Source organism: Nocardioides sp. LMS-CY (genome assembly GCF_018732145.1).
In the GTDB taxonomy this organism is placed as follows: Bacteria; Actinomycetota; Actinomycetes; order Propionibacteriales; family Nocardioidaceae; genus Nocardioides; species Nocardioides soli.
Map to the genome: position 1 here is coordinate 249,801 of NZ_CP076104.1, position 24,154 is coordinate 273,954.

Consider the following 24,154-nt stretch of genomic DNA (forward strand, 5'->3'; position numbering starts at 1 on the left):
GGCGGGATCTTCGCACGACAGGGCGCCTTCTGCCGCTGAGAGCAATAGGATCTTCTGCTGTGAAGAACCGCCCGTCGTACGCCATCGAGTCGGTGGACAACGCGCTGCTGCTCGCGCAGCTGCTCCTGCTCGAGGGTCCGATGCGGGTGACCGACGCGGCCGCGCGCCTCGGGGTGTCGCCCTCGACGGCCCACCGGCTGCTCGCGATGCTGGTCTACCGCGACTTCGCGGAGCAGGACGCGGACAAGCGCTACCGGCCCGGGCGGCTGCTGCACGGGTCGCCCTCGACCGCCGTCCCGCTCTCGACGCTGCGGCAGACCGCCCGGCCGCACCTGCAGCGCCTGGTCGACCGCACCGACGAGTCGGCGAACCTGGTGGTGCTGACCGGCTCGGAGGCGCGGTTCGTGCTCACCGTTGAGTGCGACCAGCTGCTGCGCGTGGGCGACCGGACCGGCAAGTCGCTGCCGGCGCACGTCAGCAGCGGCGGCAAGGCGATGCTCTCGGTGCTGGACGACGACGCGCTCGGCGAGGCGCTGGCCGACCTCGAGCCGGCCGAGCGCGCTCGGGTACGCCGCGCCCTGCGCGCGGTGCGGCAGAACGGCTTCGCGATCAACAACGAGCTGACCGAGGCGGGCCTGACGGCGATCGGCGTCCCGGTCAGCTGGGCCGACGGGATGACCGCCGGCATCTCGCTCGCGATGCCGACCGCGCGCTTCTCGCGGGACCGGGTGTCCGGCTGGGTCCAGGAGCTGCACGGCTGTGCCCGGGCGATCGAGAAGGCGCTGAGCGCCGCGACCGCCTGAGGCCTGAGCGCCTACGCGGTGCCATCGGGCTCGGCGCACCGGGCCTCGCCGAGCGCCACGATCGCCTCGGCGAGCAGCTCCATCTGGGCGGTCAGGTCGCGCCGCGGGTCGGCCTGCTGGGCGACGAAGGCACCGTCGAAGCCGGCGATGCCGAAGTAGTCGAGCCCGTCGGCGACCCGCCGCGCGACGTCGTCGCCGCGCGGGGCGAAGGCGGTGGCGATCATGTGGTGCATGTACGCGCGGCCGTCGCGGCGTACCTGCTCGATCATGGCGTCCACCTCGGCCTCCGCGGCCTCGGCGCTCATCACCAGGATCAGGTGCAGCCGCAGGAAGTCCGAGCGGGCCAGGAAGACCTCGGCGGTGCGCACCAGGAACCAGCGCATCCGCTCGCCCGGGGTCGCCCCCTCGGGGCCGCCGGCGTGGGCCGAGCGCATCGCCTCGAAGAAGTCGTAGGCGCCGCGCGACATCACCGCCGTGAGCAGGCCGCTCTTGGAGTGGAAGTGGTGGTAGATCGCGCTCTTCGGCAGCCCGCTCTCCTGGCTGAGCACCGACAGCGAGGTCGCGGCGTACCCGCGCTCGGCCATCACCCGCGAGGCGATCTCGAGGATCTCCTCGCGGGAGCGGCGTCCGCGCCGGTTCGTGGTCCGCTGGCTCGTCACCCGCGAAGCATAGGTGTGCTCCCGGGCGCGGATCGCCGAGCCTTTTCTGCACACCGGAATCTCATTGTCCTCCGGATGCCGCCGTGTGACCGTGGTCATGCACTATTGGAACGATCGGTCCAAAACTTGGCCGAGCACGAGCCACCGGGAGCCGGGATGACGCAGGTTGCAGAGCAGGGCGCAGGGGTCGGGTACGACGCCGACGTCGCGGTGGTCGGGTACGGCCCGACGGGGGTGACCGCGGCGCTCACGCTGGCCCACCAGGGGGTGTCGGTCCTGGCGTTCGAGCGCGACCGCGACATCTACCCGCGGGCGCGTGCGGTCACGATCAACGACTGGACGATGCGGATCTTCCAGTCGCTCGGCATCGACGAGCGGATCACCCGGGTGATCGAGCCGCAGCGCGCCCTGCGCTGGGTGACCTACGACGGCGCGGAGCTGATGCGCGTCGAGCACCCGCCGTCGACGCTCGGCGTGAAGCCGCGCTTCTACAACATCTACCAGCCGGTGATGGAGCAGGAGCTCCGCGACTGCGCCGCCGAGTACGGCGACCTCCTGCGGGTCGAGTACGGCGCCGAGGTGGTCGGCCTCGAGCAGGACGCCGACGGCGTGGTCGTCACCGCGACCGACCTCGCGACGGGGGAGACCCGACGGGCCCGGGTGCGCTACGTCATCGGCGCCGACGGCGGCAGCAGCCGCGTCCGCGGGGCGATCGACTGCGACCTGACCGGCGACACGCTCGACGTCCAGTGGATCGTCATCGACTGCAAGGTGAAGCGCTGGTGGCCCGACCGCGACTTCCTCACCTTCTGGTCCGACCGCGAGCGCCCGGTCGTCGACATCGCGCTCTCGGCGGGCAACCACCGCTGGGAGATCCCGCTCAAGCCGGGCGAGACCGAGGACGACTTCGCCAGTCCGGCCCAGGTCTGGCCGCTCCTGGCGGCGATGGGCGTCACCGAGGACGACGTCGAGATCCACCAGTGGGCGTTCTACCGGCACCACACCCGGATGGCCGACACCTGGCGCGACGGCCGGGTCTTCCTGGCCGGCGACGCCGCGCACCTGATGCCGCCGTGGGCCGGTGCGGGCATGCAGACCGGCATCCGCGACGTCCACAACCTCGGTTGGAAGCTGGCCCGGGTGCTCCGCGGCGAGCTCGACGACGCGTGGCTCGACACCTACGAGGCCGAGCGCCGGCCCAACGCCGTCTTCTACACCGGCCTCGCCGTCCAGCTCGGCCGAGTCATCAAGCAGGAGGCGACGCCGGAGGAGATCGCGGCGATGAACACCGTGCCGGAGGGCCTGGTCACGCCGTTCGAGCCGCCGCTGATCGCGCCGCCGGTGCTCGACGGCGGCTGGCTGCGCGGCCCGGTCGGCGACGCCAGCGTGGTCGGCCGGATGCTGCCGCAGCCCATCGTCGGCGACACGACCGGCCGGATGACCCGCCTCGACGACCTGCTCGGCGACGGCTTCGTGCTGCTCGGTGCGGACGTCGACCCGGCCACCCTGCTGAGCGCGGAGGAGAAGGCGGCGTGGGACGCGCTCGGTGCGCGCTACGTCGCGGTGCGGCCCAAGACGTCCTACACCCAGGGTGCCGACGACCTCGTCGACCTCGACGAGGTGCTGCTGCCCTGGCTCGCCCGCTACGGCGCCCGCGCGGTCGCCGTGCGCCCCGACCGGTTCGTCGCCGCGGCGGACGGCTCCGGCCTCGCCGTACCTGCCTGACCACCCCAGAACCCGTAACCCAAGGAGAAACGTGATGAGTGGAGTCAAGGAGCTCGCGTACGTCGTGTACGAGGTCACCGACCTCGCCGCGTGGGAGCACTTCGGCACGGCGCTGCTGGGCCTGCAGCTCGCCGACAAGGACGCCGACGGACTGTCGCTGCGGATGGATGCGAAGCCGTACCGCTGGCGGGTCGAGCGCGGCACTGCCGACGATCTGGTGGTCAGCGGCTACGAGGTCGCCGGTGCGGGCGAGCTCGACGAGCTGGTCGCTCGGCTGACCGCGGCCGGTGCCGAGGTGGCCGAGGGCGACGCCGCGCTCGCGGCGGCGCGCCGCGTCGACCGCGTGGTCACCACCGTCGACCCGATGGGCAACCGGATCGAGCTCGTCACCGGGTTCGCCGACGCGGAGACGCCGTTCGCGTCCGACCTGCTGCTGGGCGAGTTCGTCACCGGCGCCGGTGGCGCCGGCCACCAGGTGCTGCTGTCGAAGGGCGTCTCGCGGGAGGCGTACCTGGCGTTCTACGAGGGCGTCCTTGGCTTCCGGATCTCCGACATCATCGTCGAGGAGCTGGCGCCGGGCATCGTCGCGGACCTGATCTTCCTGCACTGCAACCCGCGCCACCACTCGGTCGCGTTCGGGGACATGCCGCACCCCAAGAAGACCCACCACTTCATGGTCGAGGTCACCGACATGCGCGACGTGGGCATGGCGTGGGACCGCTGCCTGAAGGCCGGTCAGCCGTTCGAGATGACGCTCGGCATGCACCCGAACGACAACATGTTCAGCTTCTACGTCACGACGCCGTCCGGCTTCGCGGTCGAGTACGGCTGGGGCGGGCTGCTCATCGACGACGCCACGTGGGAGGTCAAGACCCTCGACCGGCTCAACAACTGGGGTCACCACCCGATGCAGGCCGAGCTCGGCTGGCTGCAGGCCGCGATCGCCAACGACCCGGCCCGAGAGGACGCGCACCGATGACGCTGTTGGAGAGCGACGTCGCGAAGGACGTCACCACCGCCGACTTCACCATCCACTACAACGAGGCGGGCCCCGCCGACGGCCCGCCGGTCCTCCTGATCCACGGCGGTGGCCCCGGCGCCACCGGCTGGAGCAACTACAGCCCGAACATCGGGTTCCTGGCCGACGCCGGCTTCCGGGTCATCGCACCCGACCTGCCGGGTTGGGGCGGATCCTCCGAGGTCGACTTCCTCGACTACGAGCCGCTCGACGCGCTGTGCCAGCTGATGGACGCGCTGGGCATCGAGCGGGCGGCGTTCGTCGGCAACTCGATGGGGGGACACACCTCGATCCGGATGTCGATCGAACGCCCGGAGCGGGTCACCCACCTGATCACCATGGGGGCGCCGCTGCAGCTCAAGCCGTTCCTGTTCGGGCCGACCGGACCCGGCGAGGGCATCAAGATCATGTACCAGGGCTACACCGACTACAGCCCGGAGGCGATGCGCCGCCTGGTCGAGATCATGGTCTTCGACGTGGAGCGGTTCGCGACGCCGGAGCTCTGCCGCCAGCGCTCCGACGCGGCCGCCCGGCGCCCGGAGCACCTGGCCAACGTCGCGAAGGCCGGCATCCGTGGCCCGATCCCGACCTGGGCGGACCTTGACCGCCTCTCCGAGATCGCCGTACCGACGCTGCTGATCCACGGCCGCGACGACCGCGTGGTCACCTTCGAGGGCACCCTGTTCGCGGCCGCCCGCATCCCCGACTCGCGCGCGCACATCATCAACCGGTGCGGTCACTGGGCGCAACTGGAGCACGCCGACGAGTTCAACCGCCTCGTGATCGACTTCGTCACCCACCACTGACGCGGGCCCGCTCGCGACCGACCCGACGAGCCCCGGACCAGCCGAAACTCAGCCCTCGCCGTACCCCCGACATGCGTCGAGACCCGCGAGATGGCTCCCGGAATCGCTCCGGTGCGGCCAACTCACGGGTCTCGACAGGACCCGAGCTAGTGGTCGTCGCTGGGAGTTCCTCGGGGGTGGCCCGTGCTCGGGGTGCGTGCATCGCAAGGCGCCGGAGCGCGGCTCTACTTGTTCGTCCAGCAAGCGACGGCAACGCCGCGAGGTGCGTGCCCGGGGTGCGGGCCACCCGAAGAACTTCCGGTGATGGCCACTAGCCTCGATCTTTCGTGAGTCCGGTCCGGCCGGGTCTGCTGCGGGTTCGCGGGATGCGGCCTGCGAAGTGCGTGCTCGGCCGTCGGCGCTGTGTTCGCCGGTTCTCCGATGTCCTGGTCGTGGGAGCGGGTTCGGGTCCTTGGTTGCACGTGGTCAGGCGGCGCGGAGTGCGTGCCAACCGGTGTCGATGAGGTGGTTCCAGGGCCAGCCGCGTGGCAGCCGCAGGCGTCTTCGTCGGCCGGTGCGGATGATGCGGCCGGCAACGGCGAGGACGCGGAATCTGAGTCGTTTGGGTTCCCACCGTCGGGCGGGCTCGGTTTCGTCGAAGGCGAGGATCTGGGACCAGGCCAGCAGGTCGGCGGCCAGGGTGACGATCTCGATCCAGATCCGGTTGTGGGCGTAGCCGTGGAAGGGCAGGTTCCGTAGCCCGGTGTCTTTCAGGGCGCGGATCCGGTCCTCGCAGCGGGCGCGTTGGCGGTGCCGGACCTCCAGGTCGGCCAGCCGCCAGCCGGCGGAACGTGGCGTGTTGGTGGCGAAGCAGGTGACCCGCCAGCCGTTGTGGTCGGTCAACCGGAGCTGGGCGCCGGGATGGGGACGCTCCCGGCGGGCGATGACCCGCATCCCGGCCGGCCACTCCTGCGGGCCGAACCGTGCCGGGGACCGACCCGGCTTAGTCGGGGTCGGCATCCACGCGGTCAGCTCGGCGACCTGCGCCCCATCACGCGGCTGTCCGTCGGAGTCGACCGCAGCCCGCCAGGCCTGCTCGGGGATCGCCTCGATCGCGGCCTGCACGCCTTCGCGGCCGGGGAACCCGATCGAGTACTCCAGGCCGGTGTCGGTGATGCGGTGCAAGAACGCCTTGGAGCAGGCGCCGGTGTCCGCACGCACCAACACCTGGTCCCGCTCATGGGCGGGCAGTTGTTCGAGTGCGTTGTCGAGGACGGTGATGTGGTCGGCGCTGGCCCATGCAGAGGCCGTCCCGGGTCGCAGGTCGATCGCCAGGGGTTCGCCGGTGCCGTGCTCACCGTGGTCGACGAACGCGCACATCGGGTGGAACCCGAAGCCCTTCTTGAACGTGGGTCCGGCGCCCTCCTTGTCCGAGTGCGCGGTCACCAGCGTGGCGTCCAGGTCGACGATCACCTGCCCGCCCGCCCGACGGCCAGGAGCACCGGCCAGCGGCCGCCGTCGGGCCCACACCCGGGCCCGAGCCTGGGCGTGCGCGGCCCGGATCGCGGCCACCGCGCCGTCGACATCGACAGCCAGGCTCGCGACCAGCCGCGAAATCGTCGGGTCCGAGGCCACCGGCCCGAACACCTCCGGCTGCGCGCGGATCGCGGCGACATCGGCCAGACAGTCACCACCCAGCGCGACCGCGGCCGCGACATCGAGCAGCACCTTGCCCGGATCATGTGTCGCCCGGGCCGGGCGCCACGGCGCGAGCGCCGCCACCAGGCCGCGGTCCAGGCCCGCGACCCGGATCGCCTCCTTCAACAACAGCGCCCCCGACGACGAGACCAACGACTCGCGGACGGGATCGAGAACCAGACTCGGGACCGGGCTACCCTTCACCTACGGAGTGCCTTTCCGTGCGGTTGCTTGAGACGTCGCAATCCCAAGTTTCCCGCTCAGGACAGGCACTTCCGTGCGTTCACGGCCGGTGTCGCCCAATCAGAGACGAAATCCCGAGGCTAGTGCCGGCGGCTGCCCAGCATCGTGCTGAGTGCCCAGATGACGGCGATGTCGAAGGCGATGATGAGGATCGCCCAGAAGGGGTAGTACGGCAGCCAGACGAAGTTCATCAGCGCCGAGAGGATCGCGAGCACGATGCCGGCGACCAGCGCCCAGCCCTGGCCGGCGAGGATCGCGCCACCGACGATCGCGACGATGATGCCCAGGACGATGTGGATCCAGCCCCAGGTGGTGAGGTCGAACTCGAAGACGTAGTTGGTGGTCCGGACGAACACGTCGTCCTTGGCGGCGGCGGCGACTCCCTCCAGGAACTGGAAGAGGCCGACGGTCAGCAGTGCGGCGCCCGCGAAGATGCCGATGCCCTCGGCCCAGGCGCTCTCGGTTTTCGACGCAGTCATGCTTCGAGTGTGGCGGCCCGCGCTGGTCCTGGACTCACCCGGACCGGGTGAGTCCGCAAGTGTGCGGAGGCGCGGCGACGCTCCGGGCGGAACTCATCCGGATGGATGGCCCGCTCGGGGGCCTACTGGTCCAGACTGGTCGTTCCGCCCCCACCAGCACAACCGGAGCCGCTCGTGTCCGAGTCCCTTGCGCCGCACACGCCGGCGTACGGCGAGGTCGACCTCACCACGTGTGACCGCGAGCCGATCCACGTCCCGGGTGCGATCCAGCCCCACGGCGTCCTGCTCGCCCTCGACGAGCAGCTGCGCGTGGTGGTGGTGTCGGGCAACTGCGACGCGCTGCTGGGCGTCCGCGCCGAGGTGGCGATCGGCGCGCCGCTCGAGTCGCTCCTCGGCCCGCTCCTGGCCGCCGACCTTGCCGAGCGGATCGCGGCGGAGGCGACGACCGAGCCGCTCGTGGTGCGGTTGGACGAGCTCCCACCCCGGGCCGGGCTCGCCGGCCGGCAGGTCGACGTCCGCCACCACCGCTCCGGGGCGCGGTGGATCGTGGAGATCGAGCCGGTCAGCGGCGTGGGTGCGACGCGCCTGACCTACCAGTCGACGCGCGGGGCGATGGCCCGACTGGCGCAGGCGACGTCGGTGCGCGACCTGGCCGGTCAGCTGGCGACGGAGATCCGCGGGCTGCTCGGCTTCGACCGGGTGATGGTCTACCGCTTCGACGAGGACTGGAACGGCGAGGTCGTCGCGGAGGAGCGGCGCGACGATCTCAACCCCTTCCTCGGGCTCCACTACCCCGCGACCGACATCCCGGCTCAGGCGCGGCGCCTCTACACGATCAACTGGACCCGGCTGATCGTCGACGTCGGCTACACCCCGGTGCCGCTGCAGCCGGTCCTTGACCCGGTCACCGAGGCCCCGCTGGACCTCTCCCACGCGAGCCTGCGCAGCGTCTCGCCGATCCACGTCGAGTACCTGTCGAACATGGGCGTGCGGGCGTCCATGTCGATCTCGCTCGTGGTCGACGGGGTGCTCTGGGGCCTGGTCGCCTGCCACCACTACTCGGGACCGCACCGGCCCAGCCACGACGCCCGGGCGGCCGCGGAGTTCCTCGGCCAGGTGGCCAGCCAGCTGGCGGCCGACCGGGAGCGCGCCGACGTGCGCGAGCGCAAGCTCGCCGCCCAGACCGTGCTCGCCCGGATGACCGGGCGCATCTCCGCCGACCCGGCGTCGCCGCTGGTCAGCCTGATGGCGGACCCCGAGCTGCTCACCCTGGTGCAGGCCACGGGGGCGGTGCTGTCCTACGACGGGGTGGTCACCCGGCGCGGCGAGGTGGACCTCGACGACGACGACCTCCAGCTCATCGCGTCGACGCTGGAGGATCCGCTGACCTACGCGACCTGCACCGACCGGCTCACGACGCTGCTGCCCGAGCTGGCCGGCCGCACCAGCGCCGCGGGGGTGCTGCGGGTCGGGTCGGCCTCCGACCGGTTCCTGCTCTGGTTCCGGCCCGAGCAGGAGCGGGTCGTCGACTGGGGCGGCGACCCGACCAACAAGCAGCTCGCTGCGGCCGAGGGGCCGGACGTACGGCTCAGCCCGCGCCGGTCGTTCGAGAAGTGGCGCGAGGTCGTGCGGGGGCGCAGCCTGCCCTGGGCGGAGTGGAAGCTCGAGGCGGCGGACGCGCTCGGCAAGCACCTGATCGGGCTGCTGCTGACCCGCTCGAAGGAGCAGATCGCGATGGCCGAGTCGCTCCAGCGCAGCGTGGTGCTCGACCGGCCACCGCCGGTCACCGGGCTCGACGTGGTCGCTCACTACCGGCCCGCGTCGACCTTCCAGCTCGGCGGCGACTGGTGGGACGTGTTCGAGCTCGACGACGGCAGCGTGGCCTTCGTGGTCGGCGACGTCGCCGGCCATGGTGTCTCCGCGGCGTCGGCGATGACGCAGCTGCGCACGGCGCTGCGCGCCTACCTGGTCGAGGGCCACTCGCCGGCGGGCGCGCTGGACCGCCTGGACCACCTGATGGCCAACCTGCTCGACCAGCGCGTCGCGACCGCGATCGTCGGCATCGTCGACCCGGGCCGCACCCGGATCAGCCTGGCCAACGCCGGCCACCCGGAGCCGGTGCTGATCGGCCCGGACGGCGCGCGCGACCTCGGCGTACCCCTCCGGCCGCTGCTCGGCGTCGGTGCCGGCGAGGCCGCGACGGTCGACGTGCCGCTCGAGCCCGGGGAGGCGCTGCTGCTCTACACCGACGGGCTCGTCGAACGGCGCGGGACCGACCTGCGCGAGCGCACCGAGCGGCTCCGGTCGCTGGCCGCGGACACCTACGGCGGCTCCGACTTCCAGCTCTGGCTCGACCGGCTGCTCGGCCTGCACGACGGCGGCGACGACGACACGACGCTGCTCGCGCTGCGGCTCGCGCCCGCGGCGTCCGGCGGCGACGCCCCCGCCCGCTGACGTCTGCTAGACAGGAGACGTGACCACAGCGGTGAGCGACATGGTGCTCGTGCCGGGAGGGCCGACCACGCTCGGCAACGACCACTTCTACGCCGAGGAGCGCCCGCTGCGCGGGGTGACGGTCGACGACGTCTGGTTCGACGTGCACCCGGTGACGAACGCCGAGTTCGCGCGCTTCGTCGCGGACACCGGCCACGTGACGGTCGCGGAGGTCGCTCCCGACCCGGCCGACTTCCCCGGTGCCGACCCCGCCCTGCTGGTGCCGGGATCGCAGGTGTTCACCCAGACCGCCGGCCCCGTCCACCTGGGCAACTGGACCCAGTGGTGGCGCTGGCAGCCCGACGCGTCCTGGCGCGCTCCCCAGGGACCGGGCAGCACCTGGGAGGACGTCCCCGACCACCCCGTGGTGCACGTCGGCTGGGAGGACGCCTCGGCGTACGCCCGCTGGGCCGGCAAGGAGCTGCCGACCGAGGCGGAGTTCGAGCACGCCGCCCGGGGCGGCCTGGTCGGTCGTGACTTCGCGTGGGGCGACGAGCTGATGCCGGGGGGCGCGCGGCTGGCGAACACCTGGCAGGGCCCCTTCCCCTGGCGCAGCGACGACCCCGAGGGCCACCACCGCACCTCGCCGGTGGGCAGCTACGCCGCCAACGGCTACGGGCTGCGCGACATGATCGGCAACGTCTGGGAGTGGACGTCGACCCGGTGGACCGACACCCACGCCGACACCGGCGAGACCGTGGGCGCCGCGGCGACCGCCAGCCCCTGCTGCGGCGGCACGCTGCGGCTCGCCGAGACCGACCGGTTCGTCACCAAGGGTGGCTCGCACCTGTGCTCGCCCGACTACTGCCAGCGCTATCGCCCGGCGGCGCGCCAGGGACACGGGGTCAAGGACACCACCTCCCACGTCGGCTTCCGGTGCGTACGCCGCGCCTGAGTCCGCAGCGCCCCGCACGGTGGTTGAGGTGTGAGGGCCGCCAGGCCCGAGCCTTGGAACCACCTGGCCGGCGTCTGGCCCGGGCGTGTTCGGGTGGGTGGTTTCGAGACGGTTGCTAGCGCAACCTCCTCAACCACCGAAGTCGGTGGTTGAGGTGTGAGGGCCGTCAGGCCCGAGCCTTGGAACCACCTGGCGGGCGTCTGGCCCGGGCGTGTTCGGGTGGGTGGTTTCGAGACGGTTGCTAGCGCAACCTCCTCAACCACCGAAGCCGGTGGTTGAGGTGTGAAGGCGCGCTGGCGCCTGAGCCTCGAAACCACCTGGCCCAGGTGGGAGGCGGGTGGTGGTGTGACACCCGATCCGTCCCCGACCGATCCCTCAGGAAGGAGTGGGCGGTGCCGGGGGCGCGGCCGTGCCGTCGCCGGCCGGAGCGGGCGGCCGGGACAGCAGCTCGACCAGCAGCAGGATGATCGCGGCGACGACGAGCAGTCCGATCGCGAAGCCTCCCGTCGGATGGTCGCGCAGCACGTAGATCAGCAGCGCGCCACCGAGGACGGCGATCCGGATCGGCGTCTTGTAGGTGTGCAGGGCGATGCCGAAGCGGCCGGTGTCGAGGCCGACCCGGTCGCCGCCCTGTCGCACGGCGCCGATCGCGCGCGACGTACCCCGGCGCAACGCGGCGGGAGAGCCCTCGGGTCCGGTGAGCCAGGCGATGAAGGCGACGGCCAGCGCGACCACGAGGAGCGCGCGGAGGCTGAGCCGGATGAAGTGCACCAGCGTGTCGTAGATCGCGGCGGCCGCCTCGGTCGGCAGCTGGTCGGTCGGCACCGCGTTGAGATAGATCTCGCGCGAGAGGTTGAGTGCGGCGCCGAGCAGCAGCATCGACAGTGCGAGCGCGAGCGCGCCGGCGACCAGGGTGCGTCGGCGGGAGCGGCCGACCGCGACCGCCCCGGCCAGGCAGAGCAGGGCGATGATCGGCAGCCAGGTGTTGATCGCGCCGAGCAGCCGGAACGCCGTCTGCGCCTTGGTGATGTCGTCGGACTGGAAGATCGTGAACTGCGCGTTGATCGTGGGCAGCTGACCGGCCAGCGCGAACCCGCGGTCGACCAGGCGCTGCTTCACGGTGTCGATCAGGGTCGCGAGGTTGATGCTCACCGCGTTGTTGGTGATCTGGACCTGGTCGGTGTCCTTGCCGGTGAGCACCGCGACCAGCTGGGTGTGCGCCTGGCGGTTCGCCTCGACCCAGGCCGTCTCGAACTCGTCGGACTCGACGAGCGAGGTGACCTGCTCCTTGACGAACCCGTCGATCGCGCCGGCGAGCGGGCCGGAGAGCGCCCGGAGGCTGGACTCGGCCAGGGGCGGGAGGCCCCGCGACGCGAGCGCGTCGACGGCCCGGTCGGTCACGGAGTCGATCTGGAGCCGGGTCACGATCTCGTTGGTGATCCGGTCGATCACCGCGGCCTGCACCGCGGGATCGCTGGCGAGCGGCTGGACCGTCTCGACGTAGCGGTCGGTGTCGGAGACCGTGTCGTGCGCCCACCGTGCGACGACCGAGAGGGGGGCCAGCACGGCCATCAGGATGATCAGCACCGTCGCTACGACCGGCCGCCACCAGCCGGTGCGCCCGTGCCCCTCGACGGGGAGCTCGGCGGTCGGGGGTGGCCCGCCCATCTCGGCTCGCAGCCGCTCGACCTCGGCCCGCAGCTCCTCGACCTCCGACGAGCGCTTCTCCTCCGCCATGGCCCGATCCTCTCAGTCTCAGCGCGCCGGTCGCAGCGACCGGAGCTGGAAGGCCGCGATCAGCGCCAGTACGCCGGCGACCATCAGCCAGATCGCGACCAGGACGATCAGCACCCGCAGGGACAGGTCGGTGTAGACGACCAGGAAGCCGCCGAACAGGATCCCGAGGACGCCGCTGAAGAGCTGCCATCCGCGACCCTCGGGCGGCGGGGCGACGATCGCGCCGAGGATGTCGACGATCCCGACGAAGAGCCAGAAGACGCCGAGGATCATGCCGAGCACGAGCACGCTCTGGAGCGGGTCGCGCAGGATCAGCAGGCCGACGATGAGCGCGACGCCGCCGGTGAGTCCGACGAGGGCGCGCATGCCGTCGCTGCGGTGCATCTTGAGCGCGCCGACGATGCGGAAGATGCCGGCGACGATCAGCTGGATGGCCAGCAGCACGGTGAAGACCGTGACCGTGGAGTCCGGCCACACGACGAGCACGATCCCGAGGACGAGCGTCACCACGCCGTACGCCAGGACGAGCCCCCAGTGCTCGGCCAGGCTCGCGAGCCCGGCCGGCACGGCGCGGGGCGAGTCGTACGACGGGTCGGCGCGGTCGCTCATGGAACCTCCCGGTGGCGGATCGGAGAGTTCCACTGTCCCGCGCGGACGGCGCCGGTGCCCTCGCCCAAATCGGGTGGCCTGAAGGGGCCACGCGGACCGTGCCTCGGGGTCAGAGCAGCTGCATCGACCGGGCGGCCGCGAGCGCGGCGCTGCGCCGGTTGACCGAGAGCTTCGCGTAGAGGCTCGACACGTGCGTCTTCACGGTGTTCTCGGAGACGAACAGGTTGGCGGCGATGTCGGCGTACGTCGAGCCGCGCGCCAGCTCGAAGAGCACGTCGCGCTCGCGCGGGCTGAGGGTCGGCCGGATCGCCCCGGCCGGGGCGTCCTCGCGCTCGCGTGGCCGTGGCGTGGACGGGCCGAAGTGGTTGACGATGCCGGAACGGCCCGCGACCGCGCCCTCGACCTCGACCAGCCAGGGGTCGGGATGGGTCTCGGTCAGCCGGCGCATCAGGTCGGCGACGGGGGTGCCGTGCCGGCTCCAGCCGAGGAACGGCACGGCGTTCTGGCGCAGCTGGGTCTCGCGCACGGCCTCGCGGAGATCGCCCAGGGCCCGGTCGTCGTCGCCGAGGCCGTCGAGGAGCTGTGCCCTGGTCACCAGGGCCAGGGCACGCACCGCGGGCTGCTCGACCGCAGGCCCGCGGACGGCCTCGGCGAGGTGCCGGGCGGCGGCGCGGCGATCGCCGGTGAGGTCGGCGCGCAGCCCGTTCACCAGGGCGGCTTCGGCCGTGGCGCCCAGCTCGACCAGCTGCTCCTGGAGCCGCCCGAGCAGGACGACGTCGCCGGAGAGGCTGGCCAGGAACGCGCGCTCGACCAGCAGGGCGACCGCGAGGTGCCCGGGCAGCGGCGGCGTCTCGAGCGGCACCTCGAGCGCGAGCTCCGCGGCCGAGACGGAGCCGTGCGCGAGCTCGAGACGGGAACGGCGGGTGCGGATCCAGAAGCGGGTGGTGAGGTCGGCCGCGTGGCTCCCGAGGTCGTCGGCGTCCAGGTCGAGGTCGCCGCCCCCCAGGGGCAGTCCGCTCAGCCGCGCGAGCTGGAGGGCGAGGCGGGCGCGGCTCACGGAGTACGGCGCCTCCACCTCGCCCTCGGCCACCAGGGTGAGCACCTGCTCGGCGACCTCCGCGGCGGCGCTCTCGCGCCCACGGAGGTACTCGGTGAAGGCCAGGTGGGACAGCGCGATCACCGCCAGCGCCGGGAGGTCGTGGGTGCGGCTGAGCCGGATCGCGTCGGTGAGGTTCGCCTCCGCGGCCACCAGGTCGCCGGTCCAGTTCTGGGTGACGGCGAGCTCGCAGAGCAGGATCGGCATGGCCGTCGACCCGGCGGCGGCGAGCTCGGGGTCGGCCGCCACCCGTTGGGCGTGCTCCACCGCGGTGGCGATCGGCTCGAGCCCGAGGCGGGCGCGCATCACCCGGGCACAGGCCCGGTGCAGCACCGCCGCCGAGGTCTCGGGCTGGGGCTCGGAGAGGATCCGCTCCAGCCACTGCGCGGCGGTGTGCACGTCGCCGACCAGCCATCGCTCGAGCGCGACCGCGAACCACGAGCCGGGATTGACCTCGATGGCCGACGGATGGGCGACGGCGAAGTCGTGCAGGGTGTCTCCCTGGCCGCGCAGCAGGAGGCGCGGACCCTCGTCGGCGATCAGCGCCGCGGCGGCCGCGTGCTCGCCGATCGTCTCGAGCCGGTGCAGGGCGTGCTCGGCGACCCCCCGGCCCACGTCGAGCTGCACCGCGCGCACGACGGTCGCGGCCGCCCGCACCACGTCCTCGCCACCCGAGGAGATCTGCCGGCGGACCACCTCCGCGAGCAGCGGGTGGATGACGTAGCGCTCCCCGGTGGCCCCGTCGGCCCCGTCGTCGGACTCGTGCGAGTCGACCCGGGTCACCAGCAGTCCGGTGGCCCCGAGGTCGGCGAGGATGGTGCCGGCCGCGGCGTCGTGCGAGAGGTGCTCGGCGAGCGCGGGCGTGACGACCGGCTCGCTGGCGATGCAGAGCAGCACGTGCCGCTCGTGCGGACGCAACGTCGCGAACACCTCGCTGGCGACCCGGTCGGCGACGGAGGGGCCGACCTCGGCGTACCGCTGGGCGAGCGCGAGCGGGTCGGGGGCCGCCCCGACGGCGCGGGCCGTGAGCACCACGGCGGCGCACCAGCCCTGGGTACGCCGCGCGATCGCGCGGGCGACGTCGGGGGAGTCGGTGCGGGCGTGGGCGGCGACCAGGGCCGCCGACTCGTCCTCGTCGAGGCGCAGCAGGTCACCGCGCAGCATGGTCAGGTGGCCGAGCAGCTCGGGCGCCAGGCGCGTGAACGGCAGGTCCCAGCGCGAGGCCAGCAGCACCCGGAACGACTCGGGGTCGGTGTCGAGCAGCGCGTCGAGCGCCCGGATCGTCGGCATCGGCAGCCGGTGGGCGTCGTCGACCACCACGAGTGCCTGTTGTCCGTTCGCGGCGCGGCGCGCGAGCTGGACCTGCAGCCGCTCGGCGTTCCAGGCGGTGTCGGCGGCGATCCAGGTGGTGTCGCCGGCCCGACCGGTGCGACGCAGCCAGCCCGCCATGCCGAGGGTCTTCCCGGCGCCGCCGGGTCCGATCAGCAGGGTCACCGCTGACTCCGTGGCGGCGTCCAACCTGCTCCACAGGCGCAGCCGGGGAACGTAGGCCCGGGGGAGCGACGGCACGCGGCCGATCTGCGCGGTGGATCCGCGCCGCTCCCTGTTCGACATCGGCTTGGCCATCGTGCGCCCTGTCTGAGCGTGGGTGGTCGCCCCGGAGCGACCCGCCGCTGGACGGGGTCAGTATTGCGTGAAAGCGCTGCCGGCCGCACCAAACGCGGACGGATGGCGTCGACTTTCGGCGGCGCCGCCGCCCGGTGGGTCGCCCTTTTCCGGTGAGGCGGTGGGCGATCCCGGCACCTACCGTCGGAGCAGGGCTGGGGCGGGGTAGGGCAGGGGTGTGACGGGCGACCATGACCAGGATGCTGATCCGCGTGGACGCCGAGTTGACCGACGAGCTCAGCGGGGCGTTTCCGCACCTGATCGCGCGCACCCAGCCGGTGACCACCACGCTCACCGGGGACGTCACCGACCAGCAGGAGCTGCAGGGCGTCCTGAACCTCCTCGACTCGCTGGGCATCTCGGTCGTCGAGGTCGTCACGATCCCGGACTGAGCCGCCGACCCGCTCACCCGAGTCGGGTGACGTCGCGGTGTGCTCGCGCTGCCTAGGGTGGGAGCCGTCGCGCCCGGCTGGGGACGTTGCGACGAGGACGGGCACTGGGAGCACGAGGCGAGGAGTGTGGGGCGGGGATGGAGCACGGTCCGGTCGAGGTGTTGTTCCTGACGTTCCCGGCGGATGCACCGCTGGCGGACGTCGCGAGCGTGCTGCGCAAGCCGGTCGACGACGGCGTGATCCGGCTGGTCGACTGCGTGCTGATGCTGCCCGCCGCGGACGGCACGGTCTCCGTGGTGGACCTCGAGGAGGAGACCGAGCTCCCGCCGGGCCTGGCGGGGCTCGAGATCGACGCCCACGACCTGCTCAACGACCTCGACATCCAGGTGTTCGTCGACTCCCTCGGCGAGGGTGAGCTCGGGATCGCGATCGTCTACGAGGAGGTCTGGGCCAAGCGGACCGTGCACGCGTTGCAGGGGCTGGGGGCCGAGGTCGGGCTGTTCGCGCACGTCCCGGTCGAGGACGTGGAGCTGGCGTTCGCGGCGGCCGCCGCGCAGGACTGAGAGGCGAGGAAGATGATCGGACGACGTGTGGGTCGCCCCGGCCTGGTCGGCACCATGGCGCGCACCGCGGTGATCGCGGGCACCGCGACCGCGACCAGCAACGCGGTCAACCGACGGCAGGCGGCGCGCGCCGAGCAGCGCGCCCAGGCCGAGGCCTACCAGCAGGAGCAGGCGTACGCCGCGCAGGCACCGGCGCCGCCGGCCGCCCCGGCCGCCCCGGCCGCCGGGGGCGACGACCTGATCGCCAAGCTCGGCGAGCTCGGCCAGCTGCACCAGCAGGGCGTGCTCACCGACGCGGAGTTCGCCGCGGCCAAGCAGAAGCTCCTCGGCTGATCGCGGGCCGGCGACGCGGACGAGGCCCCGATGGCCCTGACGACCCCGACGAGAGTGTGACGACGCGGTGACGGGCTGGCTCTCGTCCCCCGGGGCGGCGCTGAGTGCGATCCTGGTCGCGGTCGACGTCGCGATCATCCTGTGCGCGCTGGTGGTGCTGCCCGGCGGCCGGCGGCCGCAGACCGCGCTCGCGTGGCTGATCCTGATCCTGGCCGTGCCACTCTTCGGCTTCGTGCTCTTCCTGATGTTCGGGCGCACCAGCGTCGGGCGCAAGCGGCGTACCAAGCAGGCCGAGGTCAACGCCGCGATCATGGCGCGGGCTCCGCTCGACGAGCTCGCCGACGCCGAGCGCCAGGCCGAGCTCGACCCGCTGGTGCAGGGCTTCGTCCACCTCAACCGCGAGCTGGGCGTGCTGCCGATGACGTTCGGCAACACCGTCGAGCTGATCGACGACTACGTCGGCTGCGTCGAGGCGATGACCCGCGAGGTCGCGACCGCCGAGGGCTACGTCCACGTGCAGTTCTACATCTCCGCGTGGGACGACGTGACCGCGCCGTTCTTCGACGAGCTGGTGCGCGCGGTGCAGCGGGGCGTCACCGTGCGCTTCCTCTTCGACCACATCGGGTCGCGGGGCATCCCGGTGTACCAGGAGATGCTGCGCAAGCTGGCGGGCACCGGCATCCAGTGGGCGCCGATGCTCCCGATCCGGCCGCTGAAGGGCGAGGTGCGCCGACCGGACCTGCGCAACCACCGCAAGATCCTGGTCGTCGACGGCCGGGTCGCGTACAGCGGCTCGCAGAACCTGATCGAGGCGGGCTACAACAAGCCGAAGAACCACCGGCTCGGTCGCGCCTGGGTCGAGCTGATGGCGCGGGTCGAGGGCCCCGCCGTGCAGGAGCTCAACGTCGTCTTCGCGACGGACTGGTTCACCGAGACCGGCGAGGACCTGCGGCACGTGGTGTCCGACGTACCGCCCGCGCCGTCGGTGCGACCCGGCGCGGTCACGGGCGTCGGGCTGCAGGTGGTGCCGAGCGGCCCGGGCTTCGTGAGCGAGAACAACCTGCGGCTGTTCAACAGCATGCTCTACTCCGCCGAGCGTCGGCTGTCGCTGACCAGCCCCTACTTCGTGCCCGACGACTCCCTGCTGTACGCCGTGACGACCGCGGCCCAGCGCGGCATCGACGTCGAGCTGTTCGTGAGCGCCGCCGCCGACCAGTTCATGGTCGCGCACGCGCAGCGCTCCTACTACGAGGCGCTGCTGCGGTCCGGGGTGCGGATCTGGCTCTACCCCGAGCCCTACGTGCTGCACGCCAAGCACTTCACCGTCGACGACCGGGTCGCGGTGGTCGGGTCGAGCAACATGGACATGCGCTCGTTCGCGCTCAACTACGAGGTCGTGATGATGATGACCGGGCGCGAGATCGTGGCCCGGCTGGAGCAGGTGCAGGCGACCTACCGCTCGCTGTCGACCGAGCTCACGCTCGACACCTGGCTGGGTCGCAGCCGCGGTCAGCGCTACGTCGACAACCTGATGAGGCTCACCGCCACGATCCAGTGACCGGCCGGGATACTGGGCCCTATGGGAGACACCCCGTGAAGCGTCGGACCCGCTACGTGCTCGTGCTCGTGCTGGCCGCGGTGCTGGTCAACCTGCCGCTGCTGCACGCCACGTGGACCGACCTGCGGGTGGACCGCAGCGGCGTCGAGGTGGGGGCCACGGTCGTCGACCACCGCACCGCCGGTGAACAGCACCTGCTCACCTTCCGGTTCCCCGAGGACATCGACCCCGACCAGCGCACCTGGTCGGCCGACGTCGACGCCGCGACCTTCGACCGCGCCGTCGGCACCGGCGAGATCACCGTGCGGGTCGTCGAGAGCGACCCCGCGGCGTACCGCGTGGACGGGCAGGTCGACAGCAGCGCGCTGCTGGTGATCACGCTGATCGCCGACGTGCTGCTGGTCGTGGTCGCGCTGCTCCTCTGGCGCTACGGCGGGCGGCGTCGCCCCCAGCTGCGGGCGATCGCCGTCGGCGACGTGGAGCGGTGCCCGCCCGGCGTCGCCCTCGACCGGATCGAGGGCGAGACCTACCTGGTCCGGGGCGAGGTCGCCGAGCTCGGCGACGACCGCGTCGTCATCGAGCTCGCCGACCGGTCGGTGCTGGTGCTGCTCGACGGCCACCGCAACCCGGTCGGCCACCAGCAGGCCGCCCAGGTGCACGCCCGCCTCATCTGATGCCCCGCGCGGCGAGCTCCTCGAGCTCGTCGTCGTACGACGGGTCGCGCAGGTGCGGCCGGTCGAGCCGCTCGCCCTCGACGTCGACGTTGGGCAGCAGCCGGTCGAGCCACCGCGGCAGCCACCAGGCCCGCTCGCCGAGCAGGTACATCAGCGCCGGGATCAGCGCCATCCGCACCACGAAGGCGTCGAACAGCACGGCGATCGCCAGTGCGAAGCCCATCGACTTGATGATCGGCTCGTCGATCAGGATGAACGCGGCGAAGACCGAGATCATGATGACCGCGGCGGCGGTGACGACCCGGGCGGAGTTGCGGAAGCCGTCGACGACCGCCTCGCGGGTGGTCATGCCGTGCACGTGCGCCTCGCGCATCCGGCTGACCAGGAACACCTGGTAGTCCATCGCCAGGCCGAACACGAGCCCGATCAGGAAGATCGGCATGAAGCTCACGATCGGCTGGCCCTCCAGCAGGCCGAACGCGCCCTCCTGGAAGACCGCGACCGTGACTCCGAGCGTCGCGAGCACCGACATCAGGAAGCCGAAGGTGGCGGTCAGCGGCACCAGCACCGAGCGGAAGACCAGCATCAGCAGCACGAACGCGAGCCCGATGACCACGGCGAGGTAGATCGGCAGCGCGTCGCTGAGCCGCTCCGACACGTCGGTGGTGATCGCGGTCAGGCCGGTCACGCCGATCTGGGTGCCGGTGTCGGCCTCGACCCCGGCCTGACCGTCGCGCAGGTCGCGGAGCAGGCCCTCGGTGGCGGTGTCCTCGGCACCGGTGGTCGGCGTGACCAGGATCTGGGCGCCGGTGCCGTCCGGGTTCATCGCCACGACCTGCGCGTTGGCCACGCCGTCCTGGCCGGCGGCCCACTCGGTGACCGCGCCGTACGCCGCCTGCTGGTCCTGCGGGTCGTCGATGCCGCGGCCGTCGACCACGACGAGCAGCGGCGCGTCCCGGCCGGGACCGAACGCGTCGGCGACCAGGTCCGAGGCCTTGCGCTGCGTAGTGTCGGCGGCCGCGGTGGAGTCGGTCGGGAAGGCCAGGTGCAGCCCCGTGAGCGGGACCGCGAGGGCGCCGAGGCCTACGACCGCCAGGAGGGCGACGACGGCCGGCTTGCGGCCCACGAGCCGGGCCCAGCGGACGCCGTTGTTCAGCACCTGACCGTCGGGCTCGCGATGCGGGGCGTAGCGGCGGACCCGGCCGGCGAACGCCTTCGACCGCAGCAGGCCGAGCACGGCCGGTAGCAGCGTGAGCGCGACCAGCACCGCGATCAGCACGGTGACCGCCGCCGCCAGGCCCATGGTGGTGAGGAACGGGATCCGGACGACCGCGAGCGCGGCGAGCGCGATCAGCACGGTGAGGCCAGCGAAGACCACGGCCGATCCGGCGGTGCCGACCGAGATGCCGACCGCCTCCTCCCGGTCCTCGGTGTGGTGCAGCTCGGTGCGGTAGCGGGCGAGGATGAACAGCGTGTAGTCGATGCCGACCGCGAGGCCGATCATCGTCGCGAGCATCGGCGTCGTGGAGCCGATGTCGGTGAACGCCGTCATCGCGGTGATGCCGGTGATGCCGAGCCCGACGCCGAAGACGGCGGTGAGGATCGGGAGCCCGGCGGCGATCAGCGATCCGAAGGTGAGGACGAGCACGACGAGGGCGACCGCGATGCCGAGCAGCTCGGAGGTGCCGTCGAGCTCGGTCATGCCGGCCGAGCCGGAGCCGTTCGCCTCCACCTGCAGGCCGTCCGCCCGGTGCTCGGCCATCACCTCGTCGAGGGCGGTGATCGTCGAGAGCTCGACGTCCGCCACGGTGTCGACGTCGAACCGGAAGCTGATCTGCCCGACCCGGCCGTCCGGGGAGAGCGGCGAGAGGGCGTCGGCGTTCGCCCGGGCGACCTTCGCCGGCGTACCGGACTCCTGGGCGGCGCCGAGGATCTGCTGCTCCTGCTGCGCCGCGGCGGCCACCGGGTTGACCAGCTGGGCGTCGTCGGGCAGCTGCGGCAGGGCCGCGAGGTCACGGATCAGCTGGTCGACCTCGCGCTCGTAGGCCGGGTCCGCGAGGGTGTGGCCCTCGGGGGCGGCGACCACGACGTTCACCGTGGCCTCGTCGAAGGCGTCCTGGCTCGCGGGGAAGAGCTCGGACTGGAGATCGGCGGCCTTCTCGGACGGGATGCCCGGGATCGAGAAGGAGTCGGTCATCGGCTTCGCGAAGCCGGCGGCGACGGAGCCGACGGTGATCAGCGCGACGACCCAGGCGGCGATGAAGACCGGCCACCGCCGGTAGGCGGTCTTGCCGAGTCGGTAGAGCAGGGTGGCCATGGGTGGGGCTTCCTGTGTGGTGGGTGTGGGGAAGGGTCGGTCAGCCCAGCAGGGCGCGGGCGTCGCGAAGCTGCTCCTCGAAGAGCTCGACCAGCGACCGGTCGCCGTCGTCGGCGATGAAGTGATCGAGGGCGACGTCGAGCAGGGCCAGGAGCAGGCGCAGCAGCAGCCGCGCCCGGGACGCGCCGAAGTCGGCCCCCTCGCGCTCGAGCACCAGCTCGGTGAACTCGATGGTGATCGCCTCGAAGCGCTGGTGCGCCGCGGCGAGGAGGCGGGGCTCGGTGGCCAGGATGCGCCGCGCCCGCCCGGCCTCGTCCCGCTCGGGCCGCTTGACCGACACGGCGATGCGGACCAGCTCGGTGAGGTCGTCGATCAGGTTGCCGCTCGGACCGCCGGCGCGGAACGTGTCGACGTCGGCGTCGGGCAGCTCGGGTGCGGCGCCGAGCACCGCGTCGGTCTTGCTGGGGAAGTAGTTGAACAGGGTGCGGCGGGAGACGTCGGCGGCCTCGGCCAGCTCCTCCATCGTGAAGCCGTCGAGGCCGTGCGCGGCGGTGAGCGCCTGGGCGCAGACCGTGATCCGGTGACTCGTGTCCCACCGCCGCTGCTCGCGGAGTGTCGTTGCACTCTCGACCATGGAGTGCATGTTTGCACTTCAGCTAATGAAGTGCAAAATCGACGCCGATCGGGTCTCCGTCGGCGACCCGATTTGCCGGTGACCCGCGCGCGGGGAGAGAGTGCGAAGCATGGCCGCCACCACCTCGTCGTACTCGATCACCATGCGTCTGCACACGGCCCCGGATCACGGGGTGGTCGGTGCGGTGGCGACCGCGATCTCCCAGGCCGGCGGCATCGTCACCGCGATCGACGTCGCCGAGTCCAGCCACGACCGGCTCGTCGTCGACGTGACCTGCTCGGCCAGTGACGCCGACCACGCCGGGCTGCTGGAGCAGGCGGTCGACGCCGTCGGCGGCGTGACGGTCTACAAGGTCAGCGACCGGACCTTCCTGCTGCACATCGGCGGCAAGATCGAGGTCGCCTCCAAGGTCCCGCTGCGCAACCGCGACGACCTGTCGATGGCGTACACGCCCGGCGTCGGCCGGGTCAGCACGGCGCTGGCGGAGAACCCCGAGGACATCCCGCGGTTGACCGTGAAGGGCAACTCGGTCGCGGTGGTCACTGACGGCTCCGCCGTCCTCGGCCTGGGCAACATCGGCCCGGGTGCGGCGCTGCCGGTGATGGAGGGCAAGGCCGCGCTGTTCAAGCGGTTCGCCGACATCGACGCCTGGCCGATCTGCCTGGCCTCGCAGGACACCGAGGAGATCGTCCGGGCGGTCGAGATGATCGCGCCGGGCTTCGGCGGCATCAACCTCGAGGACATCGCCGCGCCCCGCTGCTTCGAGATCGAGCGCCGGCTGCGCGAGACGCTCGACATCCCCGTCTTCCACGACGACCAGCACGGCACCGCGATCGTCGTGCTCGCGGCGCTGACCAACGCGCTGCGCGTGGTGAAGAAGTCGCTGTCCGACGTCCGCGTCGTCGTGTCCGGAGGCGGTGCGGCCGGCACCGCCATCGTCACCCTGCTGCTCGCCGCCGGCGCCATCGACGTCGTGGTCGTCGACCGCAACGGAGCGCTGTCGGCCGATGACGACCTGCCTGCGGTGCACCAGGAGCTCGCGGCGGTGACCAACCCCCGCCGGGTCCGCGGCGACCTGCGCACCGTGCTCGCGGGCGCCGACGTCTTCATCGGCGTCAGCGCCCCTGGCGTGCTCGACGCGGAGTGGATCAAGGAGATGGCCCCCGAGCCGGTCGTCTTCGCGCTCGCCAACCCCGACCCCGAGGTCGACCCGGCCGAGGCGGACAAGTACGCCGCCGTCGTCGCCAGCGGGCGGTCGGACTACCCCAACCAGATCAACAACGTGCTGGCCTTCCCCGGCGTCTTCCGCGGCCTCCTCGACGCCCGCGCCTCCGAGGTCACCATCGACATGCTGCTGCGCGCGGCCGACGCGATCGCCCACGTGGTCAAGGACGACGAGCTCAACCCGAACTTCATCATCCCCACCGTCTTCCACCCCGACGTGCCCAAGGCGGTCGCCGCCGCCATCCGCGGCGACGGTGGTTGAGGCCGACGGTGGTTGAGGTGCTCCGGAGCGAGGGACGAGCGGAGGAGCCGACGGTGGTTGAGGTGCTCCGGAGCGAGGAACGAGCGGAGGAGCCTCGAAACCCGGTGAGCTGAGCAGCAGCCTCTACCCCGGGAGTCGTCGCGTGGTTCGCGGTGGTTTCGAGGCTCGCTCCGCTCGCACCTCAACCACCGTGTCGGGGCGGCCTTTGGGCGGCGGTGGTTGAGGTGCTCTGGAGCGAGGAACGAGCGGAGGAGCCGACGGTGGTTGAGGTGCTCCGGAGCGAGGAACGAGC

At 72.2% G+C, this 24,154-nt stretch carries 20 protein-coding genes; 12 read left to right on the top strand and 8 right to left on the bottom strand.

The features are described from left to right. The first annotated feature begins 59 nt into the window (after nucleotides 1–59). Nucleotides 60–803: an IclR family transcriptional regulator gene (locus KM427_RS01220; RefSeq protein ID WP_183595640.1), complete on the top strand. Its 744-nt coding sequence runs from the start codon at nucleotides 60–62 to the stop codon at nucleotides 801–803. An 11-nt stretch (nucleotides 804–814) separates the two neighbouring features. Here KM427_RS01220 and KM427_RS01225 read toward each other — a convergent pair whose 3' ends face one another. Beyond that, nucleotides 815–1,462, bottom strand: a complete 648-nt coding sequence (locus KM427_RS01225) for a TetR/AcrR family transcriptional regulator (protein ID WP_215525985.1) — start codon at nucleotides 1,460–1,462, stop codon at nucleotides 815–817. A gap of 156 nt (nucleotides 1,463–1,618) precedes the next feature. On the opposite strand from KM427_RS01225, the gene KM427_RS01230 reads away from it, so the two are divergent. From KM427_RS01230 to KM427_RS01240, 3 genes are read left to right on the top strand one after another with little or no spacing between them, the layout of a single operon-like run. Continuing rightward, nucleotides 1,619–3,187: a bifunctional 3-(3-hydroxy-phenyl)propionate/3-hydroxycinnamic acid hydroxylase gene (locus KM427_RS01230; protein WP_215525986.1), complete on the top strand. Its 1,569-nt coding sequence runs from the start codon at nucleotides 1,619–1,621 to the stop codon at nucleotides 3,185–3,187. 34 nt (nucleotides 3,188–3,221) lie between these two features. After that, the gene (locus tag KM427_RS01235; RefSeq protein ID WP_215525987.1) at nucleotides 3,222–4,166 is read left to right on the top strand and encodes a VOC family protein; all 945 of its coding nucleotides are present in this window, start codon (nucleotides 3,222–3,224) and stop codon (nucleotides 4,164–4,166) included. Continuing rightward, on the top strand, nucleotides 4,163–5,011 hold the full coding sequence (locus KM427_RS01240) for an alpha/beta fold hydrolase (RefSeq protein ID WP_215525988.1): 849 nt from the start codon (nucleotides 4,163–4,165) through the stop codon (nucleotides 5,009–5,011). Before KM427_RS01235 ends, KM427_RS01240 begins: the two co-directional genes overlap by 4 nt. Before the next feature lie 465 nt (nucleotides 5,012–5,476). Here the strand turns inward: KM427_RS01240 and KM427_RS01245 are convergent, their stop codons facing one another. Together KM427_RS01245 and KM427_RS01250 are read right to left on the bottom strand one after the other, a co-directional pair. Next, the gene (locus tag KM427_RS01245) at nucleotides 5,477–6,892 is read right to left on the bottom strand and encodes an IS1380 family transposase (RefSeq protein ID WP_286674204.1); all 1,416 of its coding nucleotides are present in this window, start codon (nucleotides 6,890–6,892) and stop codon (nucleotides 5,477–5,479) included. A gap of 119 nt (nucleotides 6,893–7,011) precedes the next feature. Continuing rightward, nucleotides 7,012–7,410 (bottom strand): DUF7144 family membrane protein, encoded by a 399-nt coding sequence (locus KM427_RS01250; RefSeq protein ID WP_215525989.1) that lies wholly within the window; start codon nucleotides 7,408–7,410, stop codon nucleotides 7,012–7,014. A 174-nt stretch (nucleotides 7,411–7,584) separates the two neighbouring features. On the opposite strand from KM427_RS01250, the gene KM427_RS01255 reads away from it, so the two are divergent. Together KM427_RS01255 and KM427_RS01260 are read left to right on the top strand one after the other, a co-directional pair. Continuing rightward, complete coding sequence (locus KM427_RS01255; protein WP_215525990.1) at nucleotides 7,585–9,864, top strand: SpoIIE family protein phosphatase; 2,280 nt, start codon at nucleotides 7,585–7,587, stop codon at nucleotides 9,862–9,864. A 19-nt stretch (nucleotides 9,865–9,883) separates the two neighbouring features. After that, complete coding sequence (locus KM427_RS01260) at nucleotides 9,884–10,798, top strand: formylglycine-generating enzyme family protein (protein WP_252274927.1); 915 nt, start codon at nucleotides 9,884–9,886, stop codon at nucleotides 10,796–10,798. 375 nt (nucleotides 10,799–11,173) lie between these two features. Here KM427_RS01260 and KM427_RS01265 read toward each other — a convergent pair whose 3' ends face one another. From KM427_RS01265 to KM427_RS25395, 3 genes are all read right to left on the bottom strand, one after another. Beyond that, complete coding sequence (locus KM427_RS01265) at nucleotides 11,174–12,535, bottom strand: hypothetical protein (protein WP_215525991.1); 1,362 nt, start codon at nucleotides 12,533–12,535, stop codon at nucleotides 11,174–11,176. Between the two features lie 18 nt (nucleotides 12,536–12,553). Then, on the bottom strand, nucleotides 12,554–13,144 hold the full coding sequence (locus KM427_RS01270; RefSeq protein WP_183595542.1) for an HdeD family acid-resistance protein: 591 nt from the start codon (nucleotides 13,142–13,144) through the stop codon (nucleotides 12,554–12,556). A gap of 109 nt (nucleotides 13,145–13,253) precedes the next feature. Then, nucleotides 13,254–15,734: a LuxR C-terminal-related transcriptional regulator gene (locus tag KM427_RS25395; RefSeq protein WP_252274928.1), complete on the bottom strand. Its 2,481-nt coding sequence runs from the start codon at nucleotides 15,732–15,734 to the stop codon at nucleotides 13,254–13,256. 362 nt (nucleotides 15,735–16,096) lie between these two features. Here KM427_RS25395 and KM427_RS01280 point away from each other — a divergent pair, with 362 nt between their 5' ends. The 5 genes from KM427_RS01280 to KM427_RS01300 all read left to right on the top strand — a co-directional run bounded on the left by KM427_RS01280 (nucleotide 16,097) and on the right by KM427_RS01300 (nucleotide 19,425). Beyond that, on the top strand, nucleotides 16,097–16,297 hold the full coding sequence (locus KM427_RS01280; RefSeq protein WP_183595541.1) for a DUF8691 family protein: 201 nt from the start codon (nucleotides 16,097–16,099) through the stop codon (nucleotides 16,295–16,297). A 137-nt stretch (nucleotides 16,298–16,434) separates the two neighbouring features. After that, nucleotides 16,435–16,860 carry a DUF6325 family protein gene (locus KM427_RS01285; protein ID WP_183595540.1) on the top strand — a complete coding sequence of 142 codons (426 nt, stop codon included), beginning with the start codon at nucleotides 16,435–16,437 and terminating at the stop codon, nucleotides 16,858–16,860. A gap of 12 nt (nucleotides 16,861–16,872) precedes the next feature. Continuing rightward, nucleotides 16,873–17,193 (top strand): SHOCT domain-containing protein, encoded by a 321-nt coding sequence (locus tag KM427_RS01290; protein ID WP_215525992.1) that lies wholly within the window; start codon nucleotides 16,873–16,875, stop codon nucleotides 17,191–17,193. A gap of 67 nt (nucleotides 17,194–17,260) precedes the next feature. Next, the gene (cls, locus tag KM427_RS01295) at nucleotides 17,261–18,751 is read left to right on the top strand and encodes a cardiolipin synthase (RefSeq protein ID WP_252274930.1); all 1,491 of its coding nucleotides are present in this window, start codon (nucleotides 17,261–17,263) and stop codon (nucleotides 18,749–18,751) included. Nucleotides 18,752–18,786: 35 nt separating this feature from the next. After that, on the top strand, nucleotides 18,787–19,425 hold the full coding sequence (locus KM427_RS01300; protein ID WP_215525993.1) for a hypothetical protein: 639 nt from the start codon (nucleotides 18,787–18,789) through the stop codon (nucleotides 19,423–19,425). On the opposite strand, the gene KM427_RS01305 is transcribed toward KM427_RS01300, so the two are convergent. Continuing rightward, nucleotides 19,418–21,742, bottom strand: a complete 2,325-nt coding sequence (locus tag KM427_RS01305) for an MMPL family transporter (protein WP_215525994.1) — start codon at nucleotides 21,740–21,742, stop codon at nucleotides 19,418–19,420. The genes KM427_RS01300 and KM427_RS01305 overlap by 8 nt on opposite strands. A 40-nt stretch (nucleotides 21,743–21,782) precedes the next feature. After that, nucleotides 21,783–22,376 (bottom strand): TetR/AcrR family transcriptional regulator, encoded by a 594-nt coding sequence (locus tag KM427_RS01310; protein ID WP_183595536.1) that lies wholly within the window; start codon nucleotides 22,374–22,376, stop codon nucleotides 21,783–21,785. A gap of 109 nt (nucleotides 22,377–22,485) precedes the next feature. On the opposite strand from KM427_RS01310, the gene KM427_RS01315 reads away from it, so the two are divergent. Then, on the top strand, nucleotides 22,486–23,862 hold the full coding sequence (locus KM427_RS01315; RefSeq protein WP_183595535.1) for an NAD-dependent malic enzyme: 1,377 nt from the start codon (nucleotides 22,486–22,488) through the stop codon (nucleotides 23,860–23,862). Nucleotides 23,863–24,154: the final 292 nt, after the last annotated feature.

What these genes read in the sequence shown, in the direction of transcription:
- KM427_RS01230 (WP_215525986.1), top strand. Translation starts at nt 1,619, where the DNA reads ATGACGCAGGTTGCAGAGCAGGGCGCAGGGGTCGGGTACGACGCCGAC.
- KM427_RS01235 (WP_215525987.1), top strand. Translation starts at nt 3,222, where the DNA reads ATGAGTGGAGTCAAGGAGCTCGCGTACGTCGTGTACGAGGTCACCGAC.
- KM427_RS01240 (WP_215525988.1), top strand. Translation starts at nt 4,163, where the DNA reads ATGACGCTGTTGGAGAGCGACGTCGCGAAGGACGTCACCACCGCCGAC.
- KM427_RS01250 (WP_215525989.1), bottom strand. Translation starts at nt 7,410, where the DNA reads ATGACTGCGTCGAAAACCGAGAGCGCCTGGGCCGAGGGCATCGGCATC.
- KM427_RS01265 (WP_215525991.1), bottom strand. Translation starts at nt 12,535, where the DNA reads ATGGCGGAGGAGAAGCGCTCGTCGGAGGTCGAGGAGCTGCGGGCCGAG.
- KM427_RS01270 (WP_183595542.1), bottom strand. Translation starts at nt 13,144, where the DNA reads ATGAGCGACCGCGCCGACCCGTCGTACGACTCGCCCCGCGCCGTGCCG.
- KM427_RS01280 (WP_183595541.1), top strand. Translation starts at nt 16,097, where the DNA reads ATGACCAGGATGCTGATCCGCGTGGACGCCGAGTTGACCGACGAGCTC.
- KM427_RS01285 (WP_183595540.1), top strand. Translation starts at nt 16,435, where the DNA reads ATGGAGCACGGTCCGGTCGAGGTGTTGTTCCTGACGTTCCCGGCGGAT.
- KM427_RS01290 (WP_215525992.1), top strand. Translation starts at nt 16,873, where the DNA reads ATGATCGGACGACGTGTGGGTCGCCCCGGCCTGGTCGGCACCATGGCG.
- KM427_RS01305 (WP_215525994.1), bottom strand. Translation starts at nt 21,742, where the DNA reads ATGGCCACCCTGCTCTACCGACTCGGCAAGACCGCCTACCGGCGGTGG.
- KM427_RS01310 (WP_183595536.1), bottom strand. Translation starts at nt 22,376, where the DNA reads ATGGTCGAGAGTGCAACGACACTCCGCGAGCAGCGGCGGTGGGACACG.
- KM427_RS01315 (WP_183595535.1), top strand. Translation starts at nt 22,486, where the DNA reads ATGGCCGCCACCACCTCGTCGTACTCGATCACCATGCGTCTGCACACG.